The sequence below is a fragment of the Streptomyces sp. NPDC002144 genome, from assembly GCF_053593695.1.
Genome location: NZ_JBSFDB010000017.1, coordinates 194,434 through 207,958 on the forward strand (window position 1 = coordinate 194,434; position 13,525 = coordinate 207,958).

Here is a 13,525-nt window from a genome sequence, read left to right on the forward strand (position 1 = left end):
CGAGGAGTGGGCACGGGAGTACCGGACCGAGGCACTCGACGCGCGTGGTCGGGTGGTCGCGGTGGTGTACTCCCACCGCTGGCCGAACGAGGTCCACCGCTGGTCACTTGACGCGACCGCCGGTAACCGAATTGAATACGGCGCTTGTCAGTTGTGACGACGTTGTGAAAGGCTCGGGCTCCCGCGAGGTTCCCCACAACTCCGTTGCCAATCAGGTGAGTTGACCTCGCTCGTGGATGCAGGAGACCCATGCCCGACCTGCCGACCCCGAAGGACGCCGCCGAGGCCGCGCTGTTCTCCGAGTGCTGGGACGCGGTGCTTTCCTACGCCGATCTGTGCACGGCCGGCGCCGAAGCGGCCACCCAACTGGCCACCGAGGCCTTCGCGCTCGGCATGCGCGAGGTCCGCGTCGGCGACGGCGGCCCGACCAGAAGCGCCGGCCGCCGCTCCCGACTCCCCATGATCCCGCTGATGTTGACCGCCGTACGCACCACGGCGGCCGCCTGGGAGGAGAGCGGGCGGGGGCACGACCTCGACCCCGATCTGCGGCTGTGGCTCCACTCGGACAAGGCCGCCCGCTACACCGGGCCCCCGCTGCAGCGCCCGCTCGCCCTGCGCGGTCTGCGCGACCTCCAGGAGGCCGACGCGGCACTGCTGTGGCTGGCCGAGGTGGAGGCGCTGCCGACGTCCGTGGTCGCCCGCCGCCTCGCGCTCGATCCGGCCCTCGTCGGCGAGGAACTCGCCCAGGTCCGCGGCCTGTTCCGGGACCGCTGCCACCGCGCCCACCTCGACACACCGATGGACGCGGACTGCCGCAGCTACGCCCGGCTGCTGGACGCGGTCACCCGCTCGCCCGCCGCCGACATCCCCGCCGACCTCTCCCGCCACCTCGCCACCTGCGTGGACTGCGCCGAGGCCGCCGCCTGTCTGCGCCCGCACGGCGGCGGACTGCCCGCCGCCCTCGCCGGCGGGGTGATCGGCTGGGGCGGCCTCGCCTACCTGGAGCGCCGCCGACGGGCCGCCGAGGTCCGCCTCGGCGCGGGACGCCCGGAGCCGGCCGACGGGGACGGCGGCCGGACCGTGACGGGCGCCCAGCGCGCCCGCGCCCTGCGCAACGGTCTGCTCGTCGCCGCCGTGGTGGTGTCGCTGCTCGCGCTGGCCGTCTCGCTGATGCCGTTCGGCGGCGACCAGGGCACAGCGGCGAGCGGTGATCCGACCGACAGCAGCCCGGTGGCGGCGCCGGCCCCGTCCCTGCCGGACCTCAGCCCGCCGGCGACCAGGGCCTCCGCCACCGGCACCGGCACCCCGAGCCCGGGCCCCACGGCCTCGGCGACCAGGTCCGCGGGCGAGAAGAACCCCGACCCCGAACCGCAGGGCACCTCCTCCTCGACGGCCCGTACGGGTTCGGCGGACCGCTCCCCGACGACCTGCACCTACGCCTACGACCTGGTCAACCAGTGGCCGGACGGCTTCCAGGCCACCCTCTCCGTCACCACCGCCGACGCCCTCACCGACTGGAGCGTCGCCTGGTCCTTCCGGGACGGCCAGAAGGTGACCCAGATGTGGGACGCCAGCTTCGGCCAGAACGACTCCCGGGTCACCGCCAAGGCCGCCGACTACAACCGGTCCGTCCCCGCCGACGGCACCCTCTCCTTCGGCTTCCTCGCCTCCTGGAAGGGCAAGAACGCCCCGGCGTACGACGTGACGCTCAACGGACACAGCTGCGCGAAAAGCAGTTGACGCGCCTCCGCCGTGACGGGCTACTGTTGCGGCGGTTCCCGCACGAGGAACAGAACCAGGCACAGGACGAGGAGGTGTCGACCGATGGCTGTCATGACGATGGGCGCTGCCCGCATCCAGTTCATCAAGTCCACCTCCGTGGCCGTCGGCTGACTCACCGAAGTCCCAACCCCTTTGCCGGTGGCCGCTCTTGTGAAGGGTCACCCTTGACTTCCAGTTCTGCTTCCCCCGTTCTCCCCGCGCTCGCTCCCTACGGCTGGGACGAGGCATGGGCGGACGTGTTCCTCCCGTACGCCGCCGAAGGGCTCCTGCCCGGCCGCGTCGTACGCGTCGACCGCGGTCAGTGCGACGTGGTCACCCCGCACGGCGTGCTGCGGGCCGACACCGCATTCGTCACCCCGCACGACCCGCTGCGGGTCGTGTGCACCGGCGACTGGGTCGCCGTCGAAGCCGACGGCAACCCCCGCTACGTGCGCGCGTGTCTGCCGCGCCGCACCGCCTTCGTGCGCTCCACCTCCTCCAAGCGGTCCGAGGGGCAGATCCTCGCCGCCAACGTCGACCACGCGATCGTCGCCGTGTCCCTGGCCGCCGAACTCGACCTGGGCCGCGTCGAACGCTTCCTCGCCCTCGCCTGGGAGTCGGGCGCCCAGCCCCTGGTCGTCCTCACCAAGGCCGACCTCGTGCCGGACCCGGTGACCCGCTCGCACCTCGTCCAGGACGTGGAGCTCACCGCGCCCGGCGTGACCGTCCTGCCGGTCAGCGCGGTCGAGGGGGACGGACTCGACGTCCTCGTGTCCCTCGTCTCCGCCGGCACGTCCGTGCTGCTCGGCCAGTCCGGTGCCGGCAAGTCGACCCTCGCGAACACGCTCATCGGCGAGGACGTGATGGACGTACGGGCCGCGCGGGACGTAGACGGCAAGGGGCGCCACACCACCACCACGCGCAACCTGCTCGCCCTGCCCGGCGGGGGTGTCCTCATCGACACGCCCGGTCTGCGCGGGGTCGGGCTGTACGACGCCGAGAGCGGGGTCGGTCAGGTCTTCAGCGAGATCGAGGAACTGGCCGAACGGTGCCGCTTCCACGACTGCGCCCACACCGCCGAACCCGGGTGCGCGGTGCTGGCGGCCGTCGACGCCGGGGAGCTTGCCGTGCGGCGCCTGGAGAGCTACCGCAAGCTGATCCGCGAGAACCAGTGGATCGTCGCCAAGACGGACGCCCGCCTGCGCGCCGAGATCCGCCGGGACTGGAAGCGGAAGGGGGCGGAGGGCAGGGCGGCCATGGAGGCCAAGCGGGGCCGCCGGCGGTAGGCAACGTCACGTCCGAATCCCGCTGGCCGCGCCTGCCCCCTCAGGCGGAGACTGGACGGCGTGATGGACGAGGACACCAGGTACGAAGCCGTACGCAGCCGGGACGCCCGGTTCGACGGGGAGTTCTTCTTCGCCGTCGAGACCACCGGGATCTACTGCCGGCCCAGCTGCCCCGCGGTGACCCCCAAGCGCCGCAACGTCCGCTTCTTCACGACGGCCGCCGCCGCGCAGGGCTCGGGCTTCCGGGCCTGCCGGCGGTGCCGTCCGGACGCGGTCCCGGGCTCGGCCGAGTGGAACGTGCGCGCGGACGTCGTCGGCCGGGCCATGCGGCTGATCGGCGACGGCGTCGTCGACCGGGAGGGCGTGGCCGGGCTCGCGGCGCGGCTCGGCTACAGCGCCCGGCAGGTGCAGCGGCAGCTGACCGCCGAGCTGGGCGCCGGACCGGTCGCCCTGGCCCGCGCCCAGCGGGCGCACACCGCGCGGGTGCTGGTGCAGACGACCGATCTGCCGATCACGGAGATCGCGTTCGCGTCCGGGTTCGCCAGTGTGCGGCAGTTCAACGACACGATCCGCGAGGTGTACGCCGCGACGCCCAGCGAGCTGCGGGCCGCCGCGCCGCGGCACCGGGGCCGCCGGCAGGCGGTGGGGATCCCGCTGCGGCTCGCCCACCGGGGGCCCTACCAGGCCGTTGCCGTCTTCGACCTGCTCGCCGCCGAGGCCGTGCCCGGCGTGGAGGAGGTCGAGGGGACGCGCGGGCGGCGCACCTACCGCCGTACGCTGCGCCTTCCGCACGGCACGGGCGTCGTCGCCGTCGACGAGCGGCCGGGAGTGGTGAGGACCGCGTCCGGTGCCCATCCGGGGGGCTGGCTCGAGGCCCGGCTGCAGCTCGCCGATCCCCGCGATCTGACCACCGCCGTGGGGCGGCTGCGGCGCCTGTTCGACCTGGACGCCGACCCGTACGCCGTCGACGAGCGGCTCGGCGCGGACGCGCGGCTCGCTCCGCTGGTCGCGGCGCGGCCGGGACTGCGCTCGCCCGGTGCCGCCGACGCGGAGGAGCTGGCGGTGCGGGCGCTGGTCGGGCCGCGGGAGGCCGAGCGGCTGGTACGGCGCTATGGCAAGGCGCTCGACTCGCCCGCCGGCAGCCTCACCCACCTCTTCCCCGAACCCGCCGTCCTCGCCGAGGCCGAACCCCACGGTCCGCTTGGCGCCCTCGCCGCGGCCCTCGCCGACGGCGCCGTCCGCCTCGACCCCGGCGCCGACCGCGACGACGCCGAGGCGGCGCTGCTCGCCCTGCCCGGACTCGACGCCGCCACGGTCGCCGTCATCCGCACCCGCGCCCTGGGCGACCCCGACGTCGCCCCGCCCGGCCCCGACGTCCCCGACAGCTGGCGCCCCTGGCGCTCCTACGCCCTGCGACACCTGCGCGCAGCAGGAGAGGTGGACTGACCTGTGACGACCACCGTGTGGACCCGCGTCGACAGCCCCCTCGGCCCGCTGCTGCTCACCGCCGACCCGGCCGGTGCGCTCACCTCCGTCTCCGTGCCGGGACAGAAGAACGGCCCCGCGGTGCGGGAGGGCTGGCGGCACGAGCCCGCCGCCTTCCGGGCCGCCGAGGAACAGCTCGCCGCCTACTTCGCCGGCGAACTCAAGGAGTTCCGGCTTGCGTTCAGCACCGCGGGCAGCGAGTTCCGGGAACGGGTGTGGAACGCCCTGGACCTGGTGCCGTACGGGGCGAGCACGACGTACGGCGACATCGCCGCACGGATCGGGGCGCCCCGGGCCGCCGTACGGGCCGTGGGCGGTGCCATCGGCGCCAATCCGCTGCTGATCGTCCGGCCCTGCCACCGGGTGATCGGCGCGAACGGCTCACTGACCGGCTACGCGGGCGGGCTGGAGCGGAAGGTGCGCCTGCTCACCCTGGAGGGCTGCCTGTAGCCGCGGCGGCGGATCAGTCCTCCAGCCCCCAGCTGTGGATCCGCCGCGGATGGATGCGGATCACCTCCTCGCTGAAGTGCGGGCCCAACTCGTGCGGCCCGGTGAGGAGTTCCGCCTCGCCGCGGATGTCGATGCCGCGCACCTTCCACGGGCGCAGGCTGACGATGTCGTCGACGACCAGCGCGACCTTCGGGTTCTCCCGCAGGTTGCGCCACTTCTTGGTGCGGCCCATGGCGTACCCGCCGACCAGGATCGTGCCGTCGTCCTGCGGGAAGAAGCCGACCGGGTTCGCCTGCGGCTGCCCGTGCGGGTCGACGGTGGCCAGCCGTCCCAGCCGCTGCGACTTCAGATACGCGCGCTCGGCCTCGCTGAATTCGCTCATGCCCCTCACCCAAACACGCCCGCCGCGCCTCCACATCGGATCCTCGGCCTAGTCCGCGGGACCTACGTCATCCTGCGATCACCGCGCCGAGCCACGCGCCCATGATCAGCAGGCAGGTGAACAGTTCTGCGAGGACGCCGGCGCCGCCCGAGCGCATCGCCCTGCGCAGGGCCGCCATCGCGTCGCCGTGGCGGCCGAGACGGAGGCGTTCGGCGAGGTAGACGCCGGCCATGAAGCCCGGGATCGCGCCGAGCACGGGAAGCAGGATGAAGCCGAGGAGCGCGCCCGTACCGGCGTACACCGCCATCCTGGGCGTGGCACCGCTCGCCCGCAGCCGGCGGGGCGGCAACGCCCAGCGGACCCCCTGGCAGAGGAACAGCGCCACGGTGGCGCCGACCAGGACCCACCAGGCGACCGGCTGCGGGTCCTTCAGCGCCCACCACAGGACCGCGGCCCACACCAGCCACGACCCGGGCACCCCGGGCACCAGCACTCCGCACAGGCCGAGCAGGAGGACCAGACCGACCAGCAGGAGGTCCCACACTCCCATGTGCCCAGGGTGCCGGAGGGACACAGAAAACGCAGGTCAGCATCCGGTGCGGGGTACGGTCGGCGGGGGTGGAACCGTCCGGCGGCCTGTTTCCCGTTTTTCTGTTCGACGTGTCACTCGACATGTCGTTCGACTCGGCGTGCCGCACCGGTTTTTCCCGTTGCCCCGTTTTCATCCGGGCCCCGGGGTGGACAATTGGGGGCATGAGCCAGCAGGGGGGAAGTCCCACCGGTCACGAGGACGACTGGTGGGGGCAGCTGTACGACGACTCCACCGAGGACACGGGGCCGACCCCCGCGGCCGACACGTTGGACGACCGGTTCGCCTCGGCGGCCGGGACCGTGGCCGACGGATCGCCGCCGGGCGAACGGGCCGACGTGGTCCCCGCCCAGCGCAGCGGCACGTCGACGGAGACCCCGACGACGACGGCCACCACGTCCCGGACACCGACCGGCACGGACCCCGCCCGCGAAGCGGTCCCCCGGCCGACCGGGCCCCCGGCCCAGCGCCCGGGCGCGGACAGCCCGTCCGCTCCGGCAGGCGGGCTGACTGCGGGTGGTCGCGGCGATGGGGCGGCTTCCGGGCCGCAGAGTGACGGCGCTTCGCCGGTCCAGGACCGGTCGCCTCACCCCTCGTCCCCGGCCTCCGCTGCGGGCAGCCCGGTCCACCCGGCCCGACCGCCGGGCACCCCTGGCACCCCTGCCCCTCCTGCGCAGAGCCCGGTCGCAGGCAGTCCTGCCCCTCCGCCTCCCAGCTCAGCTGCGGGCGCTTCGGCCCGGACCCCGGCCGCGGGTGGTCGCGGCGACGGGGCGGCTTCCGGTTCGCAGCGGGACGGCGCACCGCCGGTCCAGGATCGTGTGCCCTACCCCCCGCCGCCGGTCCCGCCCGCCCCCGCCCCACAGCCCCCCGACGCGCCGCCGACCGACCGGCCCCCGGTCCTCCGCACCGCCACCCACCTCGACCTGCCGACCCTCCCTCCGCCTCCCGCCGAACGCCTCGAAGTCCCGGCCCCGCCTCCGGCCGACCGCCTCGATCTGCCGGCCATTCCTCTGCCCCCCGCCGACGACCTCAGCCTGCCGACCTTCCCCCCGCCCCCCGCCGACCATCTCGACTACGTCGGCTCCGGGCCGCCCACCTACGAGGCCGAGCCCACCGCGTTGCCCGTCGCCGATCCGGACGATCTCGATGATCTGGTCGCCGACACCGTGCTCGACGGTGCCCGGTACGGGGCCTGCACCCTGCGTGCCGTCTCCGTCCGGGGGGACTCCGCGCGGTACCGGGGCGAACCGCGCCGCGACTCGTTGCTCACCGCCCGCTTCGGCACCGCCGAGAACGCGCTGATCCTCGTCGCCATGGCCACCGGCGCCCGCGCCACCCCCGGAGCCCACCGTGCCGCCGCCGAGGCCTGCCACTGGATCGGCCGGGCCGTCGGCCGCAGTCATGCCCGGCTCGCGGAGGACATCCGGGCGGCGAGGCGCGGTGATCTGAAGTCGGGTCTGCACCGTCTCACCGACCGCAGCCTCGGCAAGCTCCGCGCCAGCGCCGCCGAGCAGGGCATCGAGCCGGAGGAGTACTCCGCCACCCTGCGCTGCCTGCTGCTGCCGGCCGACCCGGAGTGCCGTACCCGCGTCTTCTTCGGCGTCGGCGGGGGCGGACTGTTCCGGCTCAGGGACGGTGACTGGCAGGACATCGAGCCCCGCGTCACCGAGGTCACCGGCGACCCGGTCGTCGGCTTCGGCTCGCTGCCCGCCGAGACCCCCGAGGGCGACCGCCTCACCATGGACCTCGGCATCCCCACACCCCCGAGCCCCTACGAACCGGCCCCCGAACCGCCCCGCGAACCCTTCCGCTTCCGTGCCTCGGTGGCCCGCCCGGGTGACACCCTGTTGATGTGCAGCGCGGGCCTCGCGGACCCGCTGCGCGGTGAACCGGACCTGTGCCGCTATCTGACGGGCCGATGGTCCGGACCCACCCCGCCCGGCCTCGCCGCGTTCCTCGCGGACACCCAGGTCCGGGTCAAGGGGTACGCGGACGACCGTACGGCCGCTGCCGTTTGGGAGGCGTGAGCGCGCGGCCTGTGAATTGATGGACCCAGAGGGATCAGCGGAGACCGAAGGGGCAGCAGAGCACCATGGCCAAACAGAACGTCGCCGAGCAGTTCGTCGACATCCTCGTCCGCGCCGGAGTCAAGCGCCTGTACGGCGTCGTAGGCGACAGCCTCAACCCGGTGGTGGACGCGGTGCGCCGCAACGCCGCCATCGACTGGGTGCACGTACGCCACGAGGAGACCGCCGCCTTCGCGGCCGGCGCGGAAGCCCAGATCACCGGCAAGCTCACCGCGTGCGCGGGCTCCTGCGGGCCCGGCAACCTCCATCTCATCAACGGCCTCTACGACGCCCACCGTTCGATGGCCCCGGTCCTCGCGCTCGCCTCGCACATCCCCTCCAGCGAGATCGGCCTGGGCTACTTCCAGGAGACCCACCCCGACCGGCTCTTCCAGGAGTGCAGCCACTACAGCGAGCTGATCTCCAGCCCGAAGCAGATGCCCCGGCTGCTGCAGACCGCCATCCAGAACGCGGTCGGCCGCTCCGGCGTCAGCGTGGTCTCCCTCCCGGGCGACATCGCCGCCGAGCCCGCCCCCGACAAGGCCGCCGAGACCGCCCTGGTCACCTCCCGGCCCACGGTCCGTCCCGGCGACGCCGAGATCGACGAACTCGTCCGGATGATCGACGCGGCCGACCGGGTCACCCTGTTCTGCGGCAGCGGCACGGCCGGCGCGCACGCCGAGGTCATGGAGTTCGCCGGGAAGATCAAGTCACCGGTGGGGCACGCTCTGCGGGGCAAGGAGTGGATCCAGTACGACAATCCCTTCGACGTCGGCATGAGCGGACTGCTCGGCTACGGCGCCGCCTACGAGGCCACCCACGAGTGCGATCTGCTGATCCTGCTCGGCACCGACTTCCCCTACAACGCCTTCCTGCCCGACGACGTCAAGATCGCCCAGATCGACGTCCGGCCCGAGCACCTGGGCCGCCGCTCCAAGCTGGACCTCGCGGTGTGGGGCGACGTGCGCGAGACGCTGCGCTGTCTGATTCCGCGGGTGCGGGAGAAGTCCAACCGCCGCTTCCTGGACCGGATGCTGAAGAAGCACGCGGACGCGCTGGAGGGGGTGGTGAAGGCCTACACCCGCAAGGTGGACAAGCACGTGCCGATCCATCCCGAGTACGTGGCGTCCGTACTCGACGAACTTGCAGACGACGATGCCGTGTTCACCGTGGACACCGGGATGTGCAACGTGTGGGCCGCCCGCTACATCTCGCCCAACGGCCGTCGCCGGGTGATCGGTTCGTTCTCGCACGGCTCGATGGCGAACGCGCTGCCCATGGCGATCGGGGCGCAGTTCACCGACCGGGGGCGGCAGGTGGTCTCCATGTCCGGGGACGGCGGATTCTCCATGCTGATGGGCGACTTCCTGACGCTGGTGCAGTACGACCTCCCGGTCAAGGTCGTCCTCTTCAACAACTCCTCCCTCGGCATGGTCGAGTTGGAGATGCTGGTGGCGGGGCTGCCCTCGCACGGCACCACCAACAAGAACCCCGACTTCGCCGCCGTCGCCCGCGCCTGCGGTGCGTACGGGGTACGGGTCGAGCAGCCCAAGGATCTCGCCGGCGCGCTGAAGGACGCCTTCAAGCACAAGGGCCCGGCACTCGTCGACGTGGTCACCGATCCCAACGCGCTGTCCATCCCGCCGAAGATCAGCGCCGAGATGGTGACCGGCTTCGCCCTGTCGGCATCCAAGATCGTCCTGGACGGCGGAGTCGGCCGCATGCTGCAGATGGCCCGCTCCAACATCCGCAATGTGCCGCGGCCTTAGTTGTCGTAGGGGACCCAGGCGCGTTCGCCCGCGTCGTTCGTTCCGTACCAGTAGCGGGCCTTGCCCTTGATGCCGCTGGTGCGGAACGGGTGGCCGTGGTCGTCGATGCGGACCGTGCCGGTGCGGCCCTGCGAGGACCAGTCGAGCTCGAGGTACCAGCTGGCGTCGTACGTCTCGGCCGTCGCCGTGACCAGCAGCACCTCGGGGTCCTGGGCCGAGACGCGGTAGGGGAACTGGACCGCGGGCGCCGGCTTTCCCCCGTCGTTGGTGCCGGGCATCGGGTGGGCGATGGGCCGGTTGACGTCGAGGTTCACGGCGAAGCTGCGCGGGGTGAGACCGCCGCCGCAGCCCGCGTCCATGGAGTACGCGGTGCCGGGTACGGGGTTGCCGCGGCCCACGATCCGGACGCGCAGGGCGTTCAGCACGACGGCCGTCGACGACTTCCCCTGCACCGAGATCTCCACCGTCGACTGCCGCCCCTGCACCGCGTTCTGCGTCGCCGCCCACACCGCGGCGTCCTGCGGCACCGGCGGCGGGGGCACCTCGGCCGGCGCCTTGTCGATCACGTAGTTCTGGCCGCACCCTCCTTGCCAGACCTGCGAGTCGACGGTCAGGGCGAGAGGGACAGCGGTGGGCGCGGGAGCCTTGTCCTTCACCGGCGGGGCGTCCTGCGACGGGGGAGTGGGCGACGCCGTACTGCCCGTCGAGGGGGAGGCCGTGCCTGCGCCGGGGGAGGGGCTGCTGCTCGCGCCGCCGGGCGACGGGGCGCGGCGGGCGCCGGCCTCCGTCGTACGCGACGGCCCGGACGGTGTCCTGGCGGACCCGTCCCGCGCCCCGTCCTCCGACAGCGCCGAGACGGTCCCGAGCGTCGCCAGCAGCACGGTGGCCACGGCGGCGCCGAGCAGACTCCGCCGCCGACGGAACCAGGGGCGGGGGCGGTGGGCGGAGGTGACCCCGTTACCACCCGCCACGTGCTCGCCCTGACGAGCGGCCGTGTCGCGAGAGGAACCAACTGCCTCCGGCCGGCGATCCGTTCCCCCGCCCACGAAAGCGGTCGGCTCCGCGTCGCGTGCGGCTGTCTCGAGCTCGGGCCCGCTTCCGTCGACGACGGCAGCGGTCGTCTCCGCCTCGCGCGCGGCTGTCTCGAGCTTGAGCCCGGTTCCGTGGGCGACGGCAGCGGTCGTCTCCAGCTCGCGCGCGGCTGTCTCGGTCCCGGGACCGGTCGTCTCGGGACGGGGAGCGAGTCCCTTCGACAAGGGAGCCGACGGCCCGGACGGGGAAGCGGGCGCCGTCCCTGACGGGGGAGCAGCCGCCCAGGAGGGGGAAGCGGGTGTCGTCCCGGACAGAGGAGCAGCCGCCCCGGGCAGGGAGGCGGGTGGCCTCGGCGGGGAAGCAGCGGCGCCGGACATGGAAGCGGGCGGCTGGCTCTCGGAAGCGGCCGTGCCGAGCAGGGAGGCGGGTTGCTCCGGCGGGGAAGTATCCGCGCTGGACATGGAAGCGGGCGGCTGGCTCTCGGAAGCGGCCGTGCGGGGCAGGGAGGCGGGAGGTCCTGGCGGGGAAGTATCCGCGCTGGACATGGAAGCGGGCGGCTCGTTCCCAGAAGTGGCCCCGCCGGGCACGGAGGCGGGAGGCTGCGGCGCGGAAAGACCCGCGCCCCGCTGGGAAGTCGGTGACTCCGGCAGAGAAACGCGCGCGTCCCGCACGGAAGTCGCTGACTCCGGCGAGGAAACATGGGCGCCCGGCAGGGAAGTCGGTGCCTGGGGCGAGGAAACCTGTGCACCCGGCGGGGAAACCTGTGCGCCCGGCAGGGAAGCCAGCGGATCATCCGTCAGGGCGGCGGCCGTGTCGGGGCGGGAAGCCGGCGGCTTCGGCAGGGACGTGTGCGCGGTGGCGGTCGGGGGCTGTTCCTCCGGGGTGCGGGGGCGCTGGCGTGCCGCTATCGCCAGGAGCCACTGCCGGTGCAGTTCGAGGCGTTCCTCCGGCGTCGCCTCGCAGAAGGCGGCCAGGCGTTCCAGCGGGGCGAAGTCCTGGGGCACCGCCTCGCCCGCGCAGTAGCGGTGGAGCGTGGACGTGTTCATGTTGAGGCGCCGCGCCAGCGAGCCGTAGCTCCGGTCCGTGCGGTCCTTCAACCGGCGCAGCAGCGCCGCGAACTGCTCGACGTCGTCCCGTGTCGACACCGTTCCCCCGTCTCCCCGTCGTCCCCCGTCGTCCCCGTCATCCCAGGCACTCATATACCTGCACGTCAGATGGGCTGGGATGGTTCCACCCAGGCCGATCGGACGGCAGCCGTTGCGCCGGGGCGCCGGCAGCGCCGATGCTCTTGGTGTCGCACCGACCAGGGCGGACCGACCATCCGCCGTCGCGGCGACCTTCCGACACCCATGCACTCATCCACGGGGGACACCCATGTCCAAGCGCACCCGAGCAGGCGCGCTCATCGCACTCGCCGTCACGGGCCTCGCCCTCGGCACGACGCTCGCCCCACCGGCGGACGCCGCGTCCCGGGCACCGGGGTTCCTGGCGGCCGCGGACCTGCCGCCGCACCCCTCGTCGTCCTGGACCGCCGGCAAGGTCACCGCCGGAGTACCGGAGGCGGTGGAACAGGACCGCTGCCTGAGCATGGCGCTCGGCGGGGGCCAGAACACCTGGTACCGGGAGTTCCGCACCGACCTCGACACGGGCGCCCGTCAGGTCAGCGTCCAACTGCCCGGCGTCAGCGCGGCGAAGGGCCGCTTCGCCCGGCTCAACAAGGACATCGCGTCCTGCCCGGCCAGGATCGAGGAGGCGGACCTGGAGACCGTGGCGACCCTCAAGGACTACGGCACCCTGCCCGTCGAGGAGGGCGCCCACGTCTACGGCCTGCACACCGAGAGCTCCTGGGGCGCCACCGACGTCCGGCTCCTGTCGGTGGGCCGGGACGGCAGGACCGTGACCGTCGTCGACTGGGGGCAGATGGGCGGCTTCCGGGACGCGCCGGTCAAGGCGTTCAAGAAGACGACCACGACCGCCGTGAACAAGCTCCACTGACCGCACGACCGGGGCCGCCCTCCCGCCACGGGGGTCGGGAGGGCGCCCACCGACCACGCACCTCTCACAACACCGCGACCGAAAACACGCAACCGACAACTCGCAACCGAACAACACGCAACCGAACAACACGCAACCGAACAACACGCAACCGAAAACGGGGAACAGACATGAGCAGCAAGACCCGCACCGTCATCAGCGCCGGCCTCCTCGCCGTCGCCCTCGGCCTCGGCGCCACCGCCCAGGCCTCCGCCGGCGCCCCGCGCAGCGTCAGCGGCAAAACGACCGACAACCTCACCCGGATCGCCGACTTCTACGGCACCTACATCGAGGCGGTGTACGACGAGGACAGCGGCAACCTCGGCACCGCCCTGCGCGCGCACTACCTCACGCCCGCGTTCCAGAAGGAGCTGAACAAGTGGGAGGAGCGCGAGCACGCGGACGGCGTCCTGCGGGCCCAGAACGTGCCGCTGGCGTGGAAGGTCACCGAGACCGGCACCAGGGCGGGCCGGACGGAGGCCGTCGTCACCCTGACCTGGAGCCGCGGGGTGACCTCCAAGGTGGTCGTCGACATGAACGCGAGCCACAAGATCTTCCACATCGGCGCCAAGTGAGCGTGCGGCAAGTGACCGTCGCGCCGTGGCCCCCGGCCGCGGTGTGAGGACCGCCCGGAACGGCCGCAGCGCGGAAGCGACATGCTTCCGCGCTGC

General features: G+C 73.2%; 10 protein-coding genes and 1 pseudogene. 8 read left to right on the forward strand and 3 right to left on the reverse strand.

All coding sequences use genetic code 11. The annotated features are described in order from the left end of the window. The first annotated feature begins 249 nt into the window (after window positions 1-249). The 4 genes from ACWCQ1_RS25745 to ACWCQ1_RS25760 all read left to right on the forward strand — a co-directional run bounded on the left by ACWCQ1_RS25745 (window position 250) and on the right by ACWCQ1_RS25760 (window position 4,982). On the forward strand, window positions 250-1,740 hold the full coding sequence (locus ACWCQ1_RS25745; RefSeq protein ID WP_358603116.1) for a cellulose-binding domain-containing protein: 1,491 nt from the start codon (window positions 250-252) through the stop codon (window positions 1,738-1,740). Between the two features lie 206 nt (window positions 1,741-1,946). Further along, the gene (gene rsgA / locus ACWCQ1_RS25750) at window positions 1,947-3,047 is read left to right on the forward strand and encodes a ribosome small subunit-dependent GTPase A (RefSeq protein ID WP_358603113.1); all 1,101 of its coding nucleotides are present in this window, start codon (window positions 1,947-1,949) and stop codon (window positions 3,045-3,047) included. A 63-nt stretch (window positions 3,048-3,110) separates the two neighbouring features. Then, on the forward strand, window positions 3,111-4,493 hold the full coding sequence (locus ACWCQ1_RS25755; RefSeq protein ID WP_358603288.1) for an AlkA N-terminal domain-containing protein: 1,383 nt from the start codon (window positions 3,111-3,113) through the stop codon (window positions 4,491-4,493). 3 nt (window positions 4,494-4,496) lie between these two features. Beyond that, window positions 4,497-4,982: a methylated-DNA--[protein]-cysteine S-methyltransferase gene (locus ACWCQ1_RS25760; RefSeq protein WP_358603110.1), complete on the forward strand. Its 486-nt coding sequence runs from the start codon at window positions 4,497-4,499 to the stop codon at window positions 4,980-4,982. Between the two features lie 13 nt (window positions 4,983-4,995). On the opposite strand, the gene ACWCQ1_RS25765 is transcribed toward ACWCQ1_RS25760, so the two are convergent. Both ACWCQ1_RS25765 and ACWCQ1_RS25770 read right to left on the reverse strand, forming a co-directional pair. Then, window positions 4,996-5,364 (reverse strand): PPOX class F420-dependent oxidoreductase, encoded by a 369-nt coding sequence (locus ACWCQ1_RS25765; protein WP_133041693.1) that lies wholly within the window; start codon window positions 5,362-5,364, stop codon window positions 4,996-4,998. Window positions 5,365-5,431: 67 nt separating this feature from the next. Beyond that, entirely contained in the window at window positions 5,432-5,914 is a 483-nt protein-coding gene (locus ACWCQ1_RS25770; RefSeq protein WP_133041694.1) for a DUF456 domain-containing protein, read from the reverse strand. 203 nt (window positions 5,915-6,117) lie between these two features. Between ACWCQ1_RS25770 and ACWCQ1_RS25775 the strand changes: the two genes are divergently transcribed. Next, window positions 6,118-7,980 (forward strand): protein phosphatase 2C domain-containing protein, encoded by a 1,863-nt coding sequence (locus ACWCQ1_RS25775; protein WP_451027478.1) that lies wholly within the window; start codon window positions 6,118-6,120, stop codon window positions 7,978-7,980. A 65-nt stretch (window positions 7,981-8,045) separates the two neighbouring features. Continuing rightward, on the forward strand, window positions 8,046-9,788 hold the full coding sequence (locus tag ACWCQ1_RS25780; protein WP_358603102.1) for a pyruvate dehydrogenase: 1,743 nt from the start codon (window positions 8,046-8,048) through the stop codon (window positions 9,786-9,788). 1,909 nt (window positions 9,789-11,697) lie between these two features. Here ACWCQ1_RS25780 and ACWCQ1_RS25785 read toward each other — a convergent pair. Then, window positions 11,698-12,019 (reverse strand): annotated as a pseudogene (locus ACWCQ1_RS25785) (helix-turn-helix domain-containing protein); the annotation flags it as partial. Window positions 12,020-12,194: 175 nt separating this feature from the next. On the opposite strand from ACWCQ1_RS25785, the gene ACWCQ1_RS25790 reads away from it, so the two are divergent. Together ACWCQ1_RS25790 and ACWCQ1_RS25795 are read left to right on the forward strand one after the other, a co-directional pair. Next, window positions 12,195-12,815 (forward strand): hypothetical protein, encoded by a 621-nt coding sequence (locus ACWCQ1_RS25790; protein ID WP_358603093.1) that lies wholly within the window; start codon window positions 12,195-12,197, stop codon window positions 12,813-12,815. Between the two features lie 170 nt (window positions 12,816-12,985). Then, window positions 12,986-13,429, forward strand: coding sequence for a hypothetical protein (locus tag ACWCQ1_RS25795; RefSeq protein ID WP_133041698.1), 444 nt, complete (start codon window positions 12,986-12,988; stop codon window positions 13,427-13,429). The last annotated feature ends 96 nt before the right edge of the window (window positions 13,430-13,525 follow it).

Excerpts from the sequence above, each read along its gene's own strand:
- ACWCQ1_RS25745 (WP_358603116.1), top strand. The coding sequence starts at position 250 with ATGCCCGACCTGCCGACCCCGAAGGACGCCGCCGAGGCCGCGCTGTTC.
- ACWCQ1_RS25755 (WP_358603288.1), top strand. The coding sequence starts at position 3,111 with ATGGACGAGGACACCAGGTACGAAGCCGTACGCAGCCGGGACGCCCGG.
- ACWCQ1_RS25765 (WP_133041693.1), bottom strand. The coding sequence starts at position 5,364 with ATGAGCGAATTCAGCGAGGCCGAGCGCGCGTATCTGAAGTCGCAGCGG.
- ACWCQ1_RS25770 (WP_133041694.1), bottom strand. The coding sequence starts at position 5,914 with ATGGGAGTGTGGGACCTCCTGCTGGTCGGTCTGGTCCTCCTGCTCGGC.
- ACWCQ1_RS25775 (WP_451027478.1), top strand. The coding sequence starts at position 6,118 with ATGAGCCAGCAGGGGGGAAGTCCCACCGGTCACGAGGACGACTGGTGG.
- ACWCQ1_RS25780 (WP_358603102.1), top strand. The coding sequence starts at position 8,046 with ATGGCCAAACAGAACGTCGCCGAGCAGTTCGTCGACATCCTCGTCCGC.
- ACWCQ1_RS25790 (WP_358603093.1), top strand. The coding sequence starts at position 12,195 with ATGTCCAAGCGCACCCGAGCAGGCGCGCTCATCGCACTCGCCGTCACG.
- ACWCQ1_RS25795 (WP_133041698.1), top strand. The coding sequence starts at position 12,986 with ATGAGCAGCAAGACCCGCACCGTCATCAGCGCCGGCCTCCTCGCCGTC.